The organism is Sporosarcina saromensis (assembly GCF_033253735.1).
GTDB classification, from domain to species: domain Bacteria; phylum Bacillota; class Bacilli; order Bacillales_A; family Planococcaceae; genus Sporosarcina; species Sporosarcina saromensis.
In genome coordinates this window covers 291,697-311,687 of the sequence record NZ_JAUBDI010000002.1, presented here as the reverse complement: position 1 = coordinate 311,687, position 19,991 = coordinate 291,697, and the positions used below count along the sequence as shown (strand labels likewise).

Sequence of the window (19,991 nt, the reverse complement as noted above, 5' to 3'; positions counted from 1 at the left end):
CCATTCAACCATTGATGGTTCAAGAGTTGTTCACAAAAACTACAGAATTCGACATCGTTATATGGTATAATCGATATGTTTAAAAGAACGGGAGAGGTGTGAACACCCAATGTATACAATCGTAGTCGGTGTCAATCACCGGACGGCTCCAGTAGAAATAAGAGAAAAGTTATCTTTTGTTGAGACTGACTTGCCGCGGGCAATGCAAACTTTGCAAAAAGAGAAAAGCATATTGGAAAACATCATCATTTCTACGTGTAATCGGACGGAAATTTATGCAGTAGCGGATCAAGTCCATACGGGACGTTACTACGTAAAGCGGTTTTTAGCCGATTGGTTTAACATGGAGCTTGAAGATCTTTCCCCTCATTTGCTTATTTATGAAAATGATGCAGCAATCGAACATTTGATGAGAGTAGCTGCTGGAATTGATTCGATGGTTCTTGGTGAGACACAGATTTTAGGACAAGTCCGTGACAGTTTCTTGAAAGCACAAGAAATTGGAACGACTGGAACAGTTTTTAATGAACTATTTAAAAGAGCGATTACGGTGGCTAAACGCGCGCATTCCGAAACGGCAATTGGAGATAATGCAGTATCCGTTTCCTATGCAGCTGTTGAACTTGGAAAGAAAATTTTTGGTTCATTACAACAGAAACATATCGCCATTTTAGGTGCAGGGAAAATGGGCGAGCTTGCTATTAAAAATCTGCATGGTAGTGGTGCAGGAAAGGTCACGGTCATAAACCGAACACTTTCTAAAGCTGAAGAAATGGCTGAACAATTTGGTGGTGTTGCCAAATCGATGCAAGAGTTACAATGCTCATTACTTGAAGCGGATATATTGATTAGTTCTACAGGTGCTACAGACTACGTCATTGACTTTGAACTGATGCAAATGGTGGAGAAACTTCGTAAAGGGAAACCATTCTTTATGGTTGACATAGCAGTTCCTCGAGATCTGGACCCGCGTATTGGAGAGTTGCCAAATGTCTTCCTGTATGACATTGACGATTTACAAGGGATTGTTGAAGCGAATTTAGCAGAGCGTAAACGGGCTGCGGAAGAAATTGGCCTCATGATTGAAGAGGAAATCGTAGTATTTAAAGAATGGATTACAACTTTAGGTGTTGTACCACTTATTACAGCCTTACGGGAAAAAGCGAATGCAATCCAATCTGAAACGATGGATAGTATACTAAATAAAATGCCTAATTTGTCAGAGCGTGAGAAGAAGGTATTGAATAAACATACGAAGTCAATTGTCAACCAGCTCTTAAAAGAACCGATTCTTCAAGCGAAAGAACTGGCAATGGATGGACAGGCAACAGAAAAGTTGGCGTTGTTTAAACAGATATTTGGTTTGGAAAATGAGCCGGTTTTTCAAAACGTACGACAAGCAGAGGAACACGTTAAAACGACAAAAAATGTAAGCGTACAAGCAAATCCAATTGCATAAATCTTTACCTGTTAGTGGAAGCGAACACAATGATGATGCGAAGAACTTGTTGCATTTCCATCTATTTTAAAAACATGAGGGATGAAATACGATCTTCATGTGAAAGGCAGAGAGTGCATCATGGCTGAATTAACGATGGCGAGATTTCATGAAGTGATCGTCATTCTTTATGCGGTGAGCCTTGTTTTTTATTTTGTTGACTACTTGAATAAAAACAGATTGGCTCACCGCAGTGGTTTTTTCATTTTATCGATCGTATATATGATGCAAAGCGGCTACCTGCTATGGCGACTTGTTGAGACCCAACGTTTACCAATCCTTTCCCTTTACGAAGGGATTTATTTTTATGCATGGCTACTGATCAGCTTATCAATGGTTCTTCAACTTGTTTCGAAAGTCGGTTTTGCCGTTTTCTTTTTGAATGGAATAGGCTTTGTATTTATGACGATCTATACATTTGCACCTTTACAGCTTGAGCAGTCGCCAATTGGCGATTCACTTATATCTGAATTATTAATTATTCATATAACTTTTGCAATCTTTTCTTATGCAGCTTTTTCCATGTCTTTTGTTTTCTCAATTCTCTACTTGTTAGTTTATAAGTTGTTGAAACAGAAAAAATGGTCTAAGCAGTTTGGACGCTTACCTGCACTTCAAACTTCTTTGACAGGTATGAAAGCCTCCATTTATGTAGGAATACCAATCTTATTTGTTAGTTTGATCTTAGGGACACAGTGGGCATTTGTTGCACTGGATGATTGGTCACTTACAGATATTAAAATTATTGGCTCATTTTTTATCATTTTCATTTATAGTTTAGTATTGTTCTTACAACGAAGAGGTAAACTGACAGCAAATGATTTTGCTTGGGCGAACGTCTTCGCTTTTCTATTTGTTATCGTCAACTTTTTCTTAGGGAGCAAGTTGTCCCAATTCCATTTTTGGATGTAAGACGCAAACAGAAACACTTACTCGTTTTTATGAGCAATTAATAAACTTACCACCGGAAGGAAGATACAATTGAGAAAAATCATCGTAGGTTCACGAAGAAGTAAGCTTGCATTGACACAAACAAATTGGTTCATCGATCAGATGAAGGCCGCAGGAGCTCCTTTTGAATTTGAGGTGAAGGAAATCGTCACAAAAGGTGACCAAATCTTGGATGTTATGCTATCCAAAGTCGGTGGTAAAGGCTTGTTCGTAAAAGAAATTGAACAAGCATTGTTTAACAAAGAGATCGATTTTGCAGTCCACAGTATGAAAGATATGCCAGCCGTTCTTCCGGAAGGATTAACGATTGGTTGTATACCGCCACGTGTTGATGCACGGGATGCTTATATCGCAAGAGGGCATGTTAAGTTCATGGACTTGCCGGTCGGAGCAGTTGTCGGTACATCCAGTTTACGTCGTAGCTCACAATTACTCTTGCTACGACCTGACTTGGACATTAAATGGATCCGCGGCAATATTGATACGCGTCTTAAGAAAATGCAAGATGGCGAGTATGACGCGATTTTATTGGCTGCAGCTGGTTTGAAGCGTATGGGCTGGAGTGACGATGTCGTGACAGAGTATATGTCGATTGAAGACTGTATACCTGCAGTTGGACAAGGAGCTTTAGCGATTGAATGTCGCACAGAAGATACAGAGTTGCTAACGGAATTGAAAAAAATGTCAGATGACAAAACGTGGAATGAAGTTGATGCTGAGCGAACGTTCTTATCCGAAATGGATGGATCTTGCCAAGTCCCAATTGCAGGGTTTGCACACACTGTTGGAGAGGAAATAACTTTTACAGGTTTTATCGCTTCTCCTGATGCGAAACAAGTCTATAAAAAAACAGTCAGTGGAAAAGATCCGATTGCGTTAGGAAAATCTGTTGCATCTACTTTGCGTGGGGAAGGTGCTGCTGAAGTCATCCAGAAAGTGAAGGCTGAAATGGATGCCTAAACGGTACCCTTTGCAAGGTGAAACGGTCATATTTACCGGGACACTAAAATCACCAGATGCGCTAGAACTTGTGAAGGAATATGGAGGCAATCCTCATTCTTTACCACTCATCCAGGTGAACGAAATCGAACAAACAACAGATAATGAGCGACTGTTGGAAGCCGCACACTATGATTGGCTTATTTTCACAAGCCAAAATGCGGTTCAGGTGTTTCATGAAAAAATGCTTCGTCATGCTATAAAACCTGCACAAATTCCATGTAAAATTGCTGCGGTAGGTAGCCAGACTGCTTCTGCTTTAGAGAAGATCGGGTTTACTGTTTCTTTTATCCCTACAACTTTCAGTGCGGATGTGTTTGTCCAGCAGTTTAAACCAGAAGGAACAAACCTCTTAAAAGTACTGTTTCTTAGAGGCTCTCTCGCAGGAAGTATTCTACGTGAGGAACTGCCGTTTCAAGTGGAGGAATGGACAGTTTATGAAACAGGTGCAAAGCCCGCTTCTATCATTTCCATTGTGGAATTGTTAAAAACGGAGAAGAACTGTACAATTTTATTTGCTAGCCCATCTGCCGTGCATGTTTACGAGCAAGGCGCTGCACCGATAATCGGTTGGGAAGGGTTCACGATAGGCGCAATAGGGCATGTAACAGAAAAAGCGTTGCTTGCTGCAGGAGCGACCGTTCACGTGAAACCAGAGACCTATACGTTAAAGGAACTCGTCAACGCTTTGGCGAGGCGAAAGGAAGTAATTCAATGACACAGCTACAATTTCGACGCAATCGACGTCTTCGTAATTCTTCTACATTACGTTCGATGGTAAGAGAAACACACTTACGTAAAGAAGACTTCATTTACCCTCTATTTGTAATTGAAGGGGAAAATGTTAAAAACGAAATCAATTCAATGCCCGGTATTTATCAATTATCACTTGACCGACTACTAGAGGAAATAAAAGAAGTACATGCATTAGGCATTCCTTCCGTCATTCTTTTCGGTATCCCGGCAGAGAAGGATGCAGTTGGAACAGGTGCCTACGCCGCTGAAGGAATTGTGCAACAGGCAACACGTCTCATTAAAGAAGCGTATCCTGACCTTGTCGTCATTGCAGATACTTGCTTATGTGAATATACCGATCATGGTCATTGTGGTGTTGTCCATGGCGACAAAGTATTGAATGACCCATCGTTAGACTTATTAGTAAAGACGGCAATTAGTCAGGCTGAAGCGGGTGCCGATATTATTGCACCATCCAATATGATGGACGGATTTGTCATTGCGATCCGACAAGGATTGGACGCTGCAGGCTTTGAACATATTCCAATTATGTCCTATGCAGTAAAGTATGCTTCTGCATACTACGGTCCTTTCCGTGATGCGGCTGACTCTGCTCCGCAATTCGGTGACCGGAAAACGTATCAAATGGATCCTGCAAATCGTATGGAAGCGCTTCGAGAAGCGGAATCAGATGTTGTAGAAGGTGCAGATTTCTTAATCGTCAAACCTGCATTATCGTACTTGGATATTATGCGTGATGTGAAAAACAATGTGTTGTTGCCTGTAGTCGCTTATAACGTCAGTGGAGAATACTCCATGGTGAAAGCAGCTGCACAAAACGGTTGGATTAACGAAAAAGAAATTGTGCTGGAAACGTTGACGAGTATGAAACGTGCAGGTGCAGATCTCATTATGACATACCATGCTAAAGACGCAGCGCGTTGGTTGGAGGGAAACTGAATGGGTAGAAACTATGAACAATCCAAACAAGCTTTTGCTGAAGCGGTTCAGCTAATGCCTGGAGGGGTGAATTCTCCAGTTCGTGCTTTTAAATCGGTCAATATGGACCCGATTTTCATGGAAAGCGGAAAAGGACCAATCATTACCGATATCGATGGGAATGAATATATCGATTATGTGTTATCATGGGGTCCGCTTATTTTAGGTCATACCGATGAGGATGTCGTTGAGGCTATTAAAAAGGTTGCTGAAACGGGTACGAGCTTCGGTGCACCGACGCTATTGGAAAATGAATTGGCACAAATCGTTATCGATCGAGTTCCATCCATCGAAGTTGTTCGTATGGTATCATCGGGAACAGAAGCGACGATGAGTGCATTACGTCTTGCTAGAGGGTACACAGGAAGAAACAAAATCTTGAAGTTTGAAGGATGCTACCATGGGCACGGCGATTCATTGCTTATTAAAGCGGGTTCCGGTGTTGCAACACTCGGTCTTCCAGATAGTCCAGGGGTTCCTGAAGGAGTAGCAAACAATACAATTACGGTCGCATACAACGACTTAGACGGTGTCAAGCAAGTGTTTGAACAATTTGGTGATGACCTTGCAGGTGTTATTGTCGAACCGGTTGCAGGGAACATGGGTGTTGTTCCACCAGAACCTGGTTTCCTTGAAGCATTGCGTGAAATGACAGAAGCAAATGGCACGCTACTCATTTTTGATGAAGTAATGACCGGCTTCCGTGTAGATTACAATTGCGCACAAGGATATTTTGGCCTAACACCTGACCTTACTTGCCTTGGTAAAGTTATCGGTGGAGGCCTACCAGTCGGCGCATATGGTGGTAAACGCGAAATTATGGAAAACATCGCGCCAGCAGGAACGGTTTATCAAGCAGGAACACTTTCAGGAAATCCACTCGCTATGACAGCGGGTATCGCGACATTGAAAAAATTGACGCCTGCCTCCTACGATCATTTTAAAAAGCTTGGCGATCAATTGGAAGCAGGTTTCCGTGAAGCAGCGACGAAATACAATATTCCGCACACTGTAAATCGTGCTGGGTCTATGATTGGCTTCTTTTTCACGAACGAAAAAGTTTACAATTATGACCAGGCAAGAACATCGGACTTGGAACTGTTCGCAGAATACTTCCGTTTGATGGCGGAAGAAGGCATATTCCTACCGCCATCCCAATTTGAAGGCATGTTCTTGTCAACTGCACATACAGAAGAGCATATTGAAAAGACGGTTCAAGCTTTCCATAAAGTGTTTGCACAATTAGCGAAGTAAGATAAGCTAGAGCACGCATTTGAGTGTTGCGTTTGATACTTGAGACTAAATAAAACCGTGTGAGAATCCAAGACATGAAAACTTGGTTTCACACGGTTTTTGTGTTGCTGCAAGATGAACCATATAGATTTCTTAGTTAAATTTAAAGTTAAACGTGTCATTCTTTTCCGCGCAACTTCTACTTTCAGTTACTTCGCATATAATGGCAAAGGAACGATACTGGGGAGGGAATCGGAGAATGAAAACATTACAATGGAACATGGAAGAAATATTTTATTTCCCATCTGAAGTTGGCGTCCCTTCAGAAAATGGGACAGTCAAAGTGAAAGCAGGATTTACTGAAAATCGAACGGACGATGCTGTGCGATTGACAGGGATCTATCATATTGCTGCAAATGTCGATTTTGCTGAAGGTCAACGACAGGACGTCTTACCGGAAGAAACCGTCTATGTAGATGATGTGGAATTGGACGGTCAAACAGGGTATTTTGAGTATGCTGTGCCATTATACGTGGATTTACCACCTGAAGTGACGCAGCCTTTAAAGGTGGAGGCGACGGATGTCCAAACTGCAACCGATGAAAACGGTGCATTTAAAGTTTCTTGGTGTGTTACATGCTCGTACGATGATGCGGTCGCTGAAGCGGAAATTGAAGAAGAGGCGGTGGAGGACAAGGCGACAGCGCAGCATTCAGCAGAAGCAACTCAAACAGAAGCCTTTGACCAAAAGCACCAAGCGAGTCGGGAAGTGGCAGTGTATGACAGCAGTTCGCTAACGACAAAAGATGACGTACTGTCATACATCGCCACATTGCCTGATGAATGGACGTCAACCACTTTTCGTTCAAATGATGTCTTTGTACAGCAGGAAAGCTAATCCTGCGAGTATGCATAATAATAAAAAATCACCTGTCGTCGGTACGATTAAAAGGCGGATCAATTGAAAAATGGCAATTGGGATAATGATCCCTTTGCAATAAAATCTTGTTTTTCGTAACCATGGCGGTAGTAAATACGGGTTGTAACCTCGTCTCATCATTTCATCCTTTCTAATTGGACTTGACGCAAGCTCCTCCATTCAGCTACAATAAGCGTAACTAGATAATGATGCGTTGATTGGGATAGTACGCAACATCATTCATTTCAGAGAGGGTCTGGTCGCTGAGAGGGCCTATGAATGGGTTGAAGAAAGTCACCCAGGAGCAGTTTCCGTGAAATTACGTAGCGGGAGCCGGTTTGAAGCCGTTACTTGTTATTGAGGTGCAAATGATCGCTATTTGCACGAATAAAGGTGGTACCACGGATAACTCCTTCGTCCTTTTCGACGAGTGGAGTTTTTTTGTTGCCGTTTTTATGCAAAAGCGTATCAGACAAGTCACAAGGAGGAGTTTACATGTCAACAGAAAACATTTCGATGCCAACAAAATATGAACCGCAATCAATTGAAGCAGGTCGCTATGAATGGTGGCTTCAAGGCAGTTATTTTGAAGCGCAACCAAAGAGCGGAAAAGAGCCGTACACAATTGTCATTCCACCACCGAACGTAACGGGTAAACTACATTTAGGGCATGCTTGGGATACGACGCTTCAAGATATTTTGATCCGTATGAAGCGTATGCAAGGCTATGACGCGTTATGGTTACCAGGTATGGACCATGCGGGCATTGCGACACAAGCGAAAGTGGAAGAGAAACTCCGTGCCGATGGAATTACACGTTATGATTTGGGACGTGAAAAATTCCTTGAAGAGACATGGAAATGGAAAGAAGAATATGCAGGGCATATCCGAGCACAATGGGCAAAATTAGGCCTTGCACTTGACTACTCAAGAGAGCGTTTCACGCTAGATGAAGGTCTTTCTAAAGCAGTACGAGAAGTGTTCGTAAAGCTGTATGAGAAAGATTATATTTACCGTGGCGAATACATTATTAACTGGGATCCAGCGACAAAGACGGCGCTATCTGACATCGAAGTGATTCACAAAGACGTGCAGGGTGCATTCTATCATATGCGCTACCCACTCGCTGATGGAACAGGTAGTATTGAAATTGCTACGACACGACCAGAAACGATGTTAGGGGACACGGCAGTAGCGGTACACCCAGAGGACGAAAGGTATAAGCATTTAATTGGCAAGAGGGTGAAATTGCCGATTGTCGGAAGAGAGATTCCAATCGTTGCGGACGATTATGTCGATATGGAATTTGGAAGTGGCGCTGTAAAGATCACACCTGCTCACGACCCGAACGACTTTGAAATTGGAAACCGTCATGACCTTCCTCGTGTACTTGTCATGAATGAAGACGGCTCTATGAATGAGCTTGCTGGCAAATATAACGGAATGGACCGTTTTGAGTGCCGAAAAGCAATCGTTAAGGACTTGCAAGAGATGGGTGTGTTATTCAAAATCGAAGACCATATGCATTCTGTTGGACACTCGGAAAGAAGTGGGGCAGTCGTCGAACCGTATTTGTCGACACAATGGTTTGTACGCATGGCGCCTCTTGCAGAAGAAGCGATTAAACTCCAACAGAGCGAAGGGAAAGTCAACTTTGTTCCAGAGCGTTTTGAAAAGACGTATTTGAATTGGATGGAAAATATCCACGATTGGTGTATCTCGCGTCAATTGTGGTGGGGCCATCGAATTCCTGCTTGGTACCATAAAGAGACAGGTGAAGTATATGTAGGGCATGACGCACCAGCTGACATCGAAAATTGGCATCAGGAGGAAGACGTACTTGATACTTGGTTCTCCTCTGCGTTGTGGCCGTTTTCAACGATGGGTTGGCCGGATGTAAACAACGAAGAATTCCAACGTTATTATCCGAACGCTGCCCTTGTAACAGGATATGATATTATCTTCTTCTGGGTTTCTAGAATGATCTTCCAAGGACTGGAGTTTACGAATGAACGTCCGTTTAAAGATGTGTTAATCCACGGTTTAGTGCGTGCTGAAGATGGTCGCAAAATGTCTAAATCACTTGGTAATGGTGTCGATCCGATGGATGTGATTGATCAATACGGTGCAGATGCTTTGCGTTATTTCCTGGCAACAGGCTCTTCTCCAGGTCAAGATCTTCGTTATTCAACAGAGAAGGTTGAAGCAATTTGGAACTTCGCCAATAAAATTTGGAACGCATCCCGTTTTGCGTTAATGAATATGGATGGCATGACCTTTGACGAAATCGATTTGACAGGTGAGAAATCCGTCGCGGATGCTTGGATCCTTACACGACTCAATGAAACGATCGAACAAGTAACAAAACTTGCAGAGCGTTATGAATTTGGGGAAGTGGGCCGTGCATTGTACAACTTCATCTGGGATGATTTCTGTGACTGGTACATTGAAATGGCGAAATTGCCATTATACGGTGAAGACGAAGCGGCGAAGAAAACGACTCGTTCGGTACTCGCATATGTTTTAGACAACACAATGCGTTTGCTACACCCACTCATGCCGTTCATTACAGAAGAGATTTGGCAAAACTTGCCTCATGAAGGCGAGTCCATCACAGTTGCGGCATGGCCGATAGCTGATCCAGCGTTGACGGACACTGCGAAAGCGTCAAATATGAAGTTACTCGTCGATCTCATTCATGCGGTACGAAACATCCGTGCTGAAGTGAATACACCGATGAGCAAGAAAGTTCCACTTTATATTGCGGCGAAAGACGAAGTAGCAGTAGCTGTTTTGGAAGCGAACCGTAATTACATCGAGCGCTTCTGTAATCCAGAAACACTTGAAATTGGCGTCGGCATCTCGGCACCAGGTAAATCAATGTCAGCTGTTATCACTGGCGCTGAACTATTCCTTCCACTCGAAGGTCTTCTCAATATCGATGAAGAAATCGAACGTTTGAAGAAAGAACTCGCGAAGTGGGAAGGCGAAGTGAAACGTGTCCAAGGCAAGTTATCGAATGAACGGTTCGTCTCAAAAGCGCCTGAAGCTGTCGTTGAAGAAGAACGTGCGAAAGAGAAAGATTATCTAGAAAAGAAAGCAGCCGTCGAACGCCGTATCGAGGAACTGCAAGAGATTTAAATGGAATGAGAAGTCGAAGTTGAGTGCATTTGCTCAACTTCGATTTTTTTGATTCGCGAGAGAGTGAGTCGTAAGTTTATAGGCTTGTTCCGCATGCATCCGTGTGTCTCGTGCCGAACAACGTTGGCAGTCTCTCGGATAAAGCAGTCTGTCCCATGCCCACTTATTAATTTGCCAATCAAAAATCGCATGAAACTAATTTCCCGTTAGCTTCATGCGATAGATAAGACGAACTAGTATTACACACTGTCCAATTTCCGAAATGCAAGGAATGAAAGAATTACGCCTAAAAAGAGGAGTCCATAGGGCAAAACAATCTGCTCAATTCTAGGGTCTAACACGAGAATGCCACCGACGATTGAAAGATGCAGTCCAAACAACATTGCGCCTACTGGCGAGTTGGACTTTTTCATTGTCCGGAAGAAAAAGATTGTTGCAAAAACGAAAAGTGGTACGCCGATGAGAAGTGTTACAAACACAGTAACCATGGGGCTCATTGTATCATCCTTTTCTAAATAATCATCAATTACTTCAACGTATTCATGATGTATGCAATTAATTTCTCAGCAACTGAAAAATCATGCGTTACATACAGAGAACGTGCGCCGACGGGGTCTTCAATTTCATTTAAGAGCCAACTGCCATCGGGACGTAGCAAAAAATCGATTCCAATATAATCGCTTTTTAATGCACGAGCAATCTGTTGTACTTCTGTCACTTGATCGTACGACAAACAATATTTTTCTACAGTTCCGCCTAACGTAAAATTTGATTTAAAAGATTGCACGCCTGTGCGTTTTACCGCACCAAGCACTTCATCACCAAGCATGAAAACACGTACGTCTTGCGCATTCGTTTCAATGAATGGTTGATAAATGAATTGTAACTGAGGGTTTTGTGTAGAGACATCTAATGCTTCTTGTCGCGAGTGACAAAGGTAAACGTTATTTCCGCCATAGCCATCGACCGATTTTAGGACAACCGGGTACGAATCAATTTCGTCAATTGTCCGTAATTTTTTTGTCGGTACACTACGTATGCCAAGCAACGAAACGAATTCATACGTCTTTAACTTGTCATTCGCAATTTCATTCACTTGCGAGCGATTAATAACCCGATGGCCCATTGACTCCCATTTGTAGGCTAAAGCAGGTGTGCGATCGCGGAAAAGAACAAAATCTGCTCCTTCACTAGGTTGTTCATCATCTACAATTAATTGTAATGAAATTCCTGCAGACTTGGCGTGTTGTTGTAAATCTTCAATGAAGGCGTAATTGCGTTTTGCTTCAATGGAAGAGTAGTAGAGATACCCTTTCATGAAAGCTTCCTAAGGATGTAGGCAATCATCCGGTCCGCGACGTTAATGCCTGTAACGGTGTAGATGTTGCGAATATGAGCAGCTGCATTCACTTCACAAACGAGTGGCTGTTCATTCTCTCCAAACAATAAATCCACGCCTGCAAATTCAGCACCGACTGCTTCTGCTGCCCGAATGGCTATTGTCTGTTGTTCCTTTGTCAATTCGATGACTGTTGCGACCCCGCCATTTGTAATGTTTGCACGAAAATCTGTTTGAGATGAACGATGCATAGCCGCAACAACTTCGCCACCAACAATATTGACACGAATATCTCTTCCTCTACTCGTTGCGATGAATTGCTGAAACACATAATCAACACCGCGCAATGCATCCACTTTTTCAAAGAAATCTTTTTCTGTTTCAATTAAATACACTTTCATCCCGAAAGAACCGTGACCTTCCTTAATGATTAACGGTAAGCCTAATGTTTCAAGGACTTTTTCGTAATAACCTGAACCTTCAATTGTAAAATTCGGATACACTTTTGGGGCAATAATTGTTTCAGGCATTGGGATGTTATGCGTTGCCAATTGAATGTATTGTTTCGCTTTATTGTCACATGTTTCAATGACAACAGGGTCATTAAACACCGCAATTCCAGCATTTTTTAAGTAGGTTGCTAATAAAATATCCTTATCTAAAAAAACTACAAAATGAGGGGGGGAGGCCAACTCTTCATGCAGATTCATTAGGACTTCATAGTTCTTTTTTATAAATGCTTGCACACCTGCGCGCTCAGCAGCTTCTTTCATCAGTTCCGCTTGATCGCGAAATTTATCGCTCGTCAAACTACCATTATAAATAATCCAACAACTTTTCATATCAATTCCTCCGCACATGCTATACTTTACCTAAGCTGATTCTATCATAAGGAGCGAGACAATTGATTCCTAAACTTAATGAGTATAAAGAACGATTTAACATACAATGTGCAAATGAAATTAAACCTGGCTTAGCAAGTATTCAAGAAGCGTTGCAGAAAGTAGGGAATCCTCAAAGAGATTTACAGTTCATTCACGTCGCAGGCACGAATGGAAAAGGGTCTACTGTCGCGTTCATGGAGTCGATTTTAAGTGAGCATGGTTATACGACAGGCGTGTTTTCATCACCGGCGATACAGGATGTACATGATCAAATTCGTATTGCGGGTCGTCCAATTGCAACAGAAGAAATGGACTGCACCTTTGAGAAGATTAGAAGAGCAGGTATTAGTGGGATGCTGACAGACTTTGAGTTGTTGACTGTAGCTGCATTCGTTACGTTTGAACGGTTGCGACCTGATTATATCCTTCTCGAATGCGGGATGGGAGGGTTGCTTGACAGTACGAATGTCGTTACTCCACTTGTGTCGGTCATCACGTCCATCGCGAAAGATCACGAAGCTTTTTTAGGCACAACGATTGAAGCAATTACTACACAGAAGGCAGGCATTATTAAAGAAGGCATTCCCGTTGTAGTAGGAGAGGTGCCCGAAGAGGCGGAGCAAATCATCCGATTGAAAGCTTTAGAAACGAAGAGTGAGGTTGTTGTATACGGAGAAGATTTCTATATGGATGAAGACAAGCACTTCCATGGGTGTCTACGGGTCTTTATTCCAAAAAGAGAGATGAAAGGTCCGCATCAAGCAATTAATGCTTCACTTGCAATTGAAGCATTAGGGAAAGCGGGTATCTCATTGCATGAAAAACAAGTCGCAAAAGGCATTGCAGAAACGTCTCTACCTTTTCGTTTTCAAGAAATCAAACCGGGCGTGTTTGTTGATGGGGCCCATAATCCAGCCGCTGCAAAAAGATTGACCGAAACAATCGAACGTCAATTTCCAGGTGAAAAAGTGGATTTTGTTGTGGGGATGCTAAAAACGAAAGATATAAAAGCGACGTTAGATGAACTTATACCGGTCGCAGCAAGCTTTACGTTTGTTACATTCCAGCATCCACAAGCTGCAAGTGCAGAGGAATTATTGGAGAATTGTCAATATAATAGAAAAAAGGTGACAAACGCTGACGATAATACTATAATACTAGTAAGGGAAGGTTCAAGAAAGAAGATAGTAGTAGGTTCTCTCTATTTACTTACAAGTCTTTTGGACTATAAATACTAATTTACTTCGTAGAATGATTCTTAAAGGTGAGGGGTGTTTGGTAGTTGTCTAAGGAGACGAAGGTTACACTTTTTCATTTCATCGTGTGGTTGCTAATCGTGCCACCTGGAATCACATTTCTTTTGGCGACACAAATGCCTAAAACGGTTTCACCATTGTATGTCACGTTGTTTGTCTTGTTTGGTTTGTTGACTGTTCTGTTTCCGATTAAGAAAAATGGCAATACGGTTACATTGTTAATGTGGATTACGCTCCCTTCGTTTTTATTATATGGACTTGTAATCGAAGTTATTGTTATGCAACTATCCATACTGGGCGCAATAATTTCTACAAAAAATCGACAGCAAACGATTCAACGTTTCTTTGTAAACTCAACAATGATGTTCATGTTATCGCTTGCTAGTGCGGCTGCTTTTCATCTTGTTGGTGGACAAATCGGTTCGCTTGAATTTTGGCCAATGTTGCTGAGTGTAATTGTTTATCGTTTGACATACACAACAACAAACTTAGGGTTTATACAACTGTATATGAGGTTGCGAAAAATGAAATTGCCTTTCTCCGCTAAAGAGATTGGTGATGAATATGCTACAACCGTGCTTATCCTACCTTTAGCTCTATCCTTGTACTTCATGTTGCAAATTGTCGGGATTGGCACATTTTTATTAATGGGTTTACCGTTTTTTTGTACAATTGGTATGATACGGATGTATAGTCAATCGGAAAAAGTGAACGGGTTACTTGAGAATGCCGGAAGTATCGGTACAGAACTATCGTTGTTAACGGATAGAAAACGTGTAACAGAGCAATTCGTTCAACAAACGTGCAAGTTGTTCAATGCGGATAGTGTGTTGTTTTTTAAGTATTATGAAGGATGGTTGGAATTGGAGATTGCATTTGCAAAAGATCGATTTGTCGAGTTGCATTATGGTTCGATTCCAGTAGGTGAGGGTGTGGTCGGGAAAGTTCTCGAAACGAATGAGCCGGTCATTTATTCCAAAAGAAAGGAATGGCAAAATTTCGCCACAGAATTTGTACCGATGGAATTAGAGAGTATGCTATGTATTCCGCTATCACATAACGGTCTAACGATAGGCGTGTTATCACTAGGTTCTAATCGTCGAAATGCATTTAAAGATTACCAACTAAAAGTATTAGAGTTATTAGGATCGTATTATATTGTAGCTCATGAAAAATCGGGTTATGTACAAGAGGCAAAAGTAAAAAGTGAGCGGTGTGCTTTAACAAATCTTTATAACTACCGCTACTTGGAAGAACAATTGCGTATAGAAATGCAGCGTATCCATACGGGGGAACTCGACCAATTGTCACTTGTCATGTTGGATATTGATCGGTTCAAAGGGGTCAACGATACATACGGCCATCAAAGTGGGAATGATATACTTTGTCAACTCGCGAGCATTCTAGAAGAGGAAATTCCTCCAAATGGTACCGTAGGGCGATACGGAGGAGAAGAATTCGTTTTCATTTTACCGAATTATTCAAAGCAGGATGCATTGGAATTTGCTCATGCGATACGTCACCGCATAAAGGGTCATCCGTTTACGATAATCCAGGACCTAGCGGAGAACAAGCAGACGATTGAGTTATTCATTACAACAAGTATTGGTGTTTCAAATGCGCCAACCGACACAGACGATGCCATTTCGTTGTTTCGAAATGCAGATCGAGCATTATATATTGGTGCAAAACAATCGGGCAGGGACAGGGTTGCGGCGTATAGTAAATAATTGGTCGGGGGGTCTCGTGAATGAAGATGACAACTACACAAAGACGAATCATACATGTCATGTGGCTTTGTATTGTGCCGACGGCGTTTTACGTGGCCTATCAGTTTTATCCGGCCAATGAAATTGACTATTCGAACTTACTGATGCTTGCATTCGTTCTTCTTGCAATTATGAATTTGCCGATTGCTTGGCAACATGTATCCATGACGCTGGAACGGTGGGTCGTCTTTACTGTGTTTTTTCAGTATGGAATTATTGCGGAAATGGTTTTCATGCAAGTTGGAATGATCATGCTGATTTTTACATTGAAATCTTCAACCCCTAAACTATTACGATTTACATTTAACTCTATTAACTTTGCAGTCACTTCGTTACTCAGTAGTCTTGTTTACTATGCAGTTGGCGGTTCCTTGGAGTATATGTCGTTTAGTACATTCATGATCGCCGGGTTCATCTATGCTTCGGTCTATTCATGGTTCAATAGTTTATTGCTCACCGCTTTCTTTCGGATCTTCAAACAAGAGACAGGGAAAATGGGCAAAATTATCATCTGGGATTATGTAACGTCTATTCTTCTGTTGCCCTTTGCGATCATTAGTTGTTATTTGTTTCAGCAGTTTGGAAACAAATCGATGTTATTAGTTGGTATCCCTTTCATCCTTGTACTCCTTGTTACAAGAAGTTATTTGAGGTCGAACCAGCAAAACGAAGTATTATCATCTGCGGCCATGATTGGACATGAACTTGCAGAACAGTTACGTGTGGATGAAGTGCTTCAATCGTTCCTCGGAAAAATAAAAACGGTCATCCCTTATGAAAGTGCGTACATTATTGACCGTCGTATCGGTGAGCAGTTGGTCCTTCTCACTTCGACTGAGTGTGTGGACTACGTGGAAGGCCCTCAAAAGGTTTTGGTCCCTCCAAAGAAGACAGAGCAGGATGGTTTGAGTAGCGGACGCACGAAGAAATATTCTACACGCAAAGATTTACAAACACTACGAGGATTTACATTCCCAATTGCTGTTGAAAGTGCCATGACTGCACCCATTGTTCGATATGGAAAAACGGAAGCCTATCTTCTCGTAACGTCGACACGGGAATATGCTTTTAACGATGTTCCTACTAAAATTGTGGATTTGTTAACAGGTTATTTAGCTGTAGCCGTTGAAAAAGCACGTTATTACGAGCGGACAGTAGAGAAAAGTGTGAAATGCGGGTTAACGGGTTTATATAATTTCCGTTATTTAGATGAAAAGATGGACGAAGAACTCGTACGATACCATACAGGAGAAATCGGAACTCTGTCGACAATTATTTTAGACATTGATCGATTCAAAGGAATTAATGATTCATATGGTCACCAAAGTGGAAACGACTTATTAGTTGCTTTTGCTACCATTTTGCAGAATTATACTCGTGACGGAGTGACATTGGCGCGTTATGGTGGTGAAGAATTTGTCTTCATCTTGCCAGATTGGTCAAAGGAAGCAGCAATTGCTTTAGCGGAAACAATACGAAAAGAAGTAGAAGAGACGACGTTTACCATACTTCCGGACTTATCGCCAGATCGGGAGCCGACAATTGTCCAAATGACTTGCAGTATCGGAGTTGCTTCCCTTCCTGAAGATGCTGCGGACGGCAAAGATCTTTTACGGAACGCAGATCGCGCTCTTTATATTGGTGGTAAACAAGCAGGAAGAAATAAAGTAGGCGTGTATGAGGAAAACCCGAAAATCAATGCAGCAACATAAAGTGTGTCGATAAACAGTGTAAGACCAATTACGGATTGTAATGGTTTTACACTGTTTTTTTTGAATGAAAGCTTATACAATTTCATCCGTCTTGTGTCGTTCATTCTATGAATAAATAACTAATTTCGTTGTGTAGTTGCTAAGTTCAACCAAGTTTTGTATGCTGTAAGTAATAGATTTACAGAAAGGGCGGATTCCTGTGAAAAGTAGAAGGAATGTAATGAATTCACAAGGAATGACACTTGTAGAAGTGTTGGCAGCTCTCGTGTTGTTAGGCATTGTCTTCGTCGGTTTTATGACCATTTTTCCACAAATGACGATCTTTAATAATAAAACCGAAACAAAATTGAAAACGATGAATGAAGCTCGAATTCTGTTAGACGATTTTAAACAATCCAGTCATACATATAGCGATTTTAATAATGGAAGTAAGTATGTGGAGCAAGAGGGGACTTGGACCAAAGTCGTTCCAAGTGGAAATGGTTTATCTACCACTTACCGAATTACAAAGTCCCGTGATGTAGCTTCGGATGGGTTAACTGGACAAGTAAATCTCCATCAGGTCTATATTGCCATTCAAAAGGATGGGAAAGTAAAAAGTGAAACATTTGGCTACATTGAAATTGCAGATGAGTAAAAAAGGGGGGGCGATGATGGCTAAACAACAAGGCATGACGCTCATTGAAGTCCTCGTTACGCTTGTTCTAACGTCTTTAGTCATCATGCTCATTTGGACGACCATTTTGACGAGTATGAAATATAACGTGATGGAGTCCAAAAAGATTCGGATGCAACAGGAAGTTAACTACCTCATTACAAAAATTCAACAAGTACACCGTAAAAACGATTGTTATGAACTGCAAATAGAAGAGACACGTGTAGAAATGTCAAGCTGTCAGGGGGAGCTCCTTTATGGAGAGACGTTTAGCAATGGCTTTGGCTTTGAACCACAAAGCATCTCAGACATTCAACCGAGAGAAGTCAATTTAGATTTGTCGATCACGATTTTTGACTTGACGAATGAAGCGCAAGGCAAACAAAGAAGTCTCACAGTGGATACAGTCTTTGCTAGATATAAAGACCAATAAGTTAGGAGGAGCGACGATGAAAAGGACAACCAATGAACAAGGTTACGCATTATTGCTCGTTCTATTTTTAATATTTTTTATTCTCCTCGCGAGCGCTGTATTCATCAAAGGTTCTATTAGCAATGCAAAGCAAGAAAAGAAAGTAGATATGAATCATTTATCCGTCGTGGCGGCTGAGATGGGTGTGGATTATTATCAAAATAAGTATAAAAATGTTTTCTTTAAAGAAAAAAAAGACGTATGGAATCATTTATATGAACAATTTACAATAGATAAGCAAGAAATTATGAGTAAAAAGATTAGTGAAGTCAGGAAAATAGAAGAGATACGAGCTAAATCAAACGAATATGAAAGAGAAGTTGCTATAAGTCTGAAAAAAAAACTTGAAGGTCTTGAAAATTTTATTTTAGATGAAGGAGAGGAGCTAAACAGCAGAATTGTTAATAGTAGAGATTCAAAGATCACTTTTTCAGATTTGAAACTTTTGGACAACCAAGGTGTTCGAGTACAATCTATCAACAACAACAATAATCTAACTTATTATCTGGTTATTGAAGGGGAGATAGAAGGTAATTATAAAGGGGAAGAAAGTTTTCTCAATCTAAACTTGATATTCTATATTCCTGATATGTTTGTAGAACAAGGGACGGAATTACCAAGTAATATTAATATACTTGAGAATCCCCTATCATTTATTGAAAGACCTAAAGTGAATTGTGATAAAAGTATTACTAATAGCCCTTGTGTTGGAACCTCAAAAACTCAATTGGAATCTGCCAATAATTCACAAATTTATTTTGTTGGAAATAAAAATTGGAACGGGGCTATTTCACACCACTTTAATAATAGCGAAATCTATGTTGATGGTAATATTGAGAATATTATGTTGAAGGGTGCGACTGGAATAAAGATATATTCAAAAGGTGAATTTTATCTTAAGCAAGGGGAGCCTTTGTCTAACTCGATAATCGTAACTGACTCGAATTTAATTACAGATAAACTCAATCGATTGGAAAGTAGTAAGCTTTTTGTTAAAGGGAATTTAATTTATACAAACAAGTTAAACATATTTAAATCTACTGTATATGTTGGGGATGACCTAGAGGTATCTGGAAACGGCAATACTGACGTAAAATTTAATAATTCTAACGTGTATATTAATGATAACTTCAAACATCCAAAAGGGAAAACGATAATCAGTGGAAATTCAAGAGTATGCGTTGGGAATGATTTTATTTATGGTTCAAAAGGTTTGGAAATTGAAACAGGGAGTAAACTTTTTATAACAAAAAATATTATTACAAATGGTACAATAAACAGTTATATAAATGACAAACGCATCGAAAAAGTAACAAAAGATGAATTGAAATACTTATGCAATTCAACTCCCAATGAGCAAAATTGGGAATATGATTTGGATGTAAACTATTGATTAGAATTGAAATATCGTCTTTTAAGCTTTTAGTAT

The 19,991-nt window shown here is 40.9% G+C and carries 18 protein-coding genes and 1 other annotated feature; of the genes, 14 read left to right on the top strand and 4 right to left on the bottom strand.

The genetic code is table 11. The features are described from left to right. Positions 1 to 109 precede the first annotated feature (109 nt). From hemA to QT711_RS04345, 7 genes are all read left to right on the top strand, one after another. Positions 110 to 1,459 carry a glutamyl-tRNA reductase gene (gene hemA, locus QT711_RS04375; protein ID WP_317942289.1) on the top strand — a complete coding sequence of 450 codons (1,350 nt, stop codon included), beginning with the start codon at positions 110 to 112 and terminating at the stop codon, positions 1,457 to 1,459. A gap of 120 nt (positions 1,460 to 1,579) precedes the next feature. Further along, a complete protein-coding gene (gene ccsA / locus QT711_RS04370) occupies positions 1,580 to 2,410 on the top strand; it encodes a cytochrome c biogenesis protein CcsA (protein ID WP_317942334.1) in 831 nt (276 codons plus the stop codon). A 69-nt stretch (positions 2,411 to 2,479) separates the two neighbouring features. Further along, complete coding sequence (gene hemC, locus QT711_RS04365; protein ID WP_317942288.1) at positions 2,480 to 3,409, top strand: hydroxymethylbilane synthase; 930 nt, start codon at positions 2,480 to 2,482, stop codon at positions 3,407 to 3,409. Next, positions 3,402 to 4,166 (top strand): uroporphyrinogen-III synthase, encoded by a 765-nt coding sequence (locus QT711_RS04360; RefSeq protein ID WP_317942287.1) that lies wholly within the window; start codon positions 3,402 to 3,404, stop codon positions 4,164 to 4,166. The genes hemC and QT711_RS04360 overlap by 8 nt, the downstream gene beginning before the upstream one ends. Continuing rightward, positions 4,163 to 5,143, top strand: a complete 981-nt coding sequence (hemB, locus tag QT711_RS04355) for a porphobilinogen synthase (RefSeq protein WP_317942286.1) — start codon at positions 4,163 to 4,165, stop codon at positions 5,141 to 5,143. Before QT711_RS04360 ends, hemB begins: the two co-directional genes overlap by 4 nt. Then, positions 5,144 to 6,436 carry a glutamate-1-semialdehyde 2,1-aminomutase gene (hemL, locus tag QT711_RS04350; protein ID WP_317942285.1) on the top strand — a complete coding sequence of 431 codons (1,293 nt, stop codon included), beginning with the start codon at positions 5,144 to 5,146 and terminating at the stop codon, positions 6,434 to 6,436. It begins immediately after the preceding gene. A gap of 238 nt (positions 6,437 to 6,674) precedes the next feature. Then, positions 6,675 to 7,313, top strand: coding sequence for a hypothetical protein (locus tag QT711_RS04345; RefSeq protein ID WP_317942284.1), 639 nt, complete (start codon positions 6,675 to 6,677; stop codon positions 7,311 to 7,313). On the opposite strand, the gene QT711_RS04340 is transcribed toward QT711_RS04345, so the two are convergent. Next, positions 7,281 to 7,514 carry a hypothetical protein gene (locus tag QT711_RS04340; RefSeq protein ID WP_398295630.1) on the bottom strand — a complete coding sequence of 78 codons (234 nt, stop codon included), beginning with the start codon at positions 7,512 to 7,514 and terminating at the stop codon, positions 7,281 to 7,283. The two genes, QT711_RS04345 and QT711_RS04340, sit on opposite strands and share 33 nt — an antisense overlap. 25 nt (positions 7,515 to 7,539) lie before the next feature. After that, positions 7,540 to 7,759, top strand: a binding site (T-box leader). A 70-nt stretch (positions 7,760 to 7,829) separates the two neighbouring features. Here QT711_RS04340 and QT711_RS04335 point away from each other — a divergent pair. Beyond that, positions 7,830 to 10,475 (top strand): valine--tRNA ligase, encoded by a 2,646-nt coding sequence (locus QT711_RS04335; protein ID WP_317942283.1) that lies wholly within the window; start codon positions 7,830 to 7,832, stop codon positions 10,473 to 10,475. Positions 10,476 to 10,714: 239 nt separating this feature from the next. Here the strand turns inward: QT711_RS04335 and QT711_RS04330 are convergent, their stop codons facing one another. The 3 genes from QT711_RS04330 to QT711_RS04320 are packed head-to-tail and all read right to left on the bottom strand — an operon-like array spanning position 10,715 to position 12,656. After that, the gene (locus QT711_RS04330; protein WP_317942282.1) at positions 10,715 to 10,972 is read right to left on the bottom strand and encodes a hypothetical protein; all 258 of its coding nucleotides are present in this window, start codon (positions 10,970 to 10,972) and stop codon (positions 10,715 to 10,717) included. 29 nt (positions 10,973 to 11,001) lie between these two features. Beyond that, positions 11,002 to 11,793, bottom strand: coding sequence for an ATP-grasp domain-containing protein (locus QT711_RS04325; RefSeq protein WP_317942281.1), 792 nt, complete (start codon positions 11,791 to 11,793; stop codon positions 11,002 to 11,004). After that, a complete protein-coding gene (locus QT711_RS04320) occupies positions 11,790 to 12,656 on the bottom strand; it encodes an ATP-grasp domain-containing protein (RefSeq protein WP_317942280.1) in 867 nt (288 codons plus the stop codon). Before QT711_RS04320 ends, QT711_RS04325 begins: the two co-directional genes overlap by 4 nt. A gap of 62 nt (positions 12,657 to 12,718) precedes the next feature. Between QT711_RS04320 and QT711_RS04315 the strand changes: the two genes are divergently transcribed. The 6 genes from QT711_RS04315 (at position 12,719) to QT711_RS04290 (ending at position 19,955) form a co-directional block, all read left to right on the top strand. Further along, positions 12,719 to 13,936, top strand: a complete 1,218-nt coding sequence (locus QT711_RS04315) for a bifunctional folylpolyglutamate synthase/dihydrofolate synthase (protein WP_317942279.1) — start codon at positions 12,719 to 12,721, stop codon at positions 13,934 to 13,936. Positions 13,937 to 13,980: 44 nt separating this feature from the next. Further along, complete coding sequence (locus QT711_RS04310; RefSeq protein ID WP_317942278.1) at positions 13,981 to 15,684, top strand: sensor domain-containing diguanylate cyclase; 1,704 nt, start codon at positions 13,981 to 13,983, stop codon at positions 15,682 to 15,684. A 20-nt stretch (positions 15,685 to 15,704) separates the two neighbouring features. Further along, positions 15,705 to 17,435 (top strand): sensor domain-containing diguanylate cyclase, encoded by a 1,731-nt coding sequence (locus QT711_RS04305; RefSeq protein ID WP_317942277.1) that lies wholly within the window; start codon positions 15,705 to 15,707, stop codon positions 17,433 to 17,435. Positions 17,436 to 17,655: 220 nt separating this feature from the next. Beyond that, entirely contained in the window at positions 17,656 to 18,072 is a 417-nt protein-coding gene (locus tag QT711_RS04300; RefSeq protein ID WP_317942276.1) for a PulJ/GspJ family protein, read from the top strand. A gap of 16 nt (positions 18,073 to 18,088) precedes the next feature. Further along, the gene (locus tag QT711_RS04295) at positions 18,089 to 18,523 is read left to right on the top strand and encodes a PilW family protein (protein WP_317942275.1); all 435 of its coding nucleotides are present in this window, start codon (positions 18,089 to 18,091) and stop codon (positions 18,521 to 18,523) included. Between the two features lie 16 nt (positions 18,524 to 18,539). Then, complete coding sequence (locus QT711_RS04290; protein ID WP_317942274.1) at positions 18,540 to 19,955, top strand: hypothetical protein; 1,416 nt, start codon at positions 18,540 to 18,542, stop codon at positions 19,953 to 19,955. Positions 19,956 to 19,991 lie beyond the last annotated feature (36 nt).

What these genes read in the sequence shown, in the direction of transcription:
- QT711_RS04305 (WP_317942277.1), top strand. Translation starts at nt 15,705, where the DNA reads ATGAAGATGACAACTACACAAAGACGAATCATACATGTCATGTGGCTT.
- QT711_RS04340 (WP_398295630.1), bottom strand. Translation starts at nt 7,514, where the DNA reads ATGGAGGAGCTTGCGTCAAGTCCAATTAGAAAGGATGAAATGATGAGA.
- QT711_RS04320 (WP_317942280.1), bottom strand. Translation starts at nt 12,656, where the DNA reads ATGAAAAGTTGTTGGATTATTTATAATGGTAGTTTGACGAGCGATAAA.
- QT711_RS04335 (WP_317942283.1), top strand. Translation starts at nt 7,830, where the DNA reads ATGTCAACAGAAAACATTTCGATGCCAACAAAATATGAACCGCAATCA.
- hemB (WP_317942286.1), top strand. Translation starts at nt 4,163, where the DNA reads ATGACACAGCTACAATTTCGACGCAATCGACGTCTTCGTAATTCTTCT.
- hemL (WP_317942285.1), top strand. Translation starts at nt 5,144, where the DNA reads ATGGGTAGAAACTATGAACAATCCAAACAAGCTTTTGCTGAAGCGGTT.
- QT711_RS04295 (WP_317942275.1), top strand. Translation starts at nt 18,089, where the DNA reads ATGGCTAAACAACAAGGCATGACGCTCATTGAAGTCCTCGTTACGCTT.
- QT711_RS04345 (WP_317942284.1), top strand. Translation starts at nt 6,675, where the DNA reads ATGAAAACATTACAATGGAACATGGAAGAAATATTTTATTTCCCATCT.
- QT711_RS04290 (WP_317942274.1), top strand. Translation starts at nt 18,540, where the DNA reads ATGAAAAGGACAACCAATGAACAAGGTTACGCATTATTGCTCGTTCTA.
- QT711_RS04300 (WP_317942276.1), top strand. Translation starts at nt 17,656, where the DNA reads ATGAATTCACAAGGAATGACACTTGTAGAAGTGTTGGCAGCTCTCGTG.
- hemA (WP_317942289.1), top strand. Translation starts at nt 110, where the DNA reads ATGTATACAATCGTAGTCGGTGTCAATCACCGGACGGCTCCAGTAGAA.
- QT711_RS04325 (WP_317942281.1), bottom strand. Translation starts at nt 11,793, where the DNA reads ATGAAAGGGTATCTCTACTACTCTTCCATTGAAGCAAAACGCAATTAC.
- QT711_RS04360 (WP_317942287.1), top strand. Translation starts at nt 3,402, where the DNA reads ATGCCTAAACGGTACCCTTTGCAAGGTGAAACGGTCATATTTACCGGG.
- ccsA (WP_317942334.1), top strand. Translation starts at nt 1,580, where the DNA reads ATGGCTGAATTAACGATGGCGAGATTTCATGAAGTGATCGTCATTCTT.
- QT711_RS04330 (WP_317942282.1), bottom strand. Translation starts at nt 10,972, where the DNA reads ATGAGCCCCATGGTTACTGTGTTTGTAACACTTCTCATCGGCGTACCA.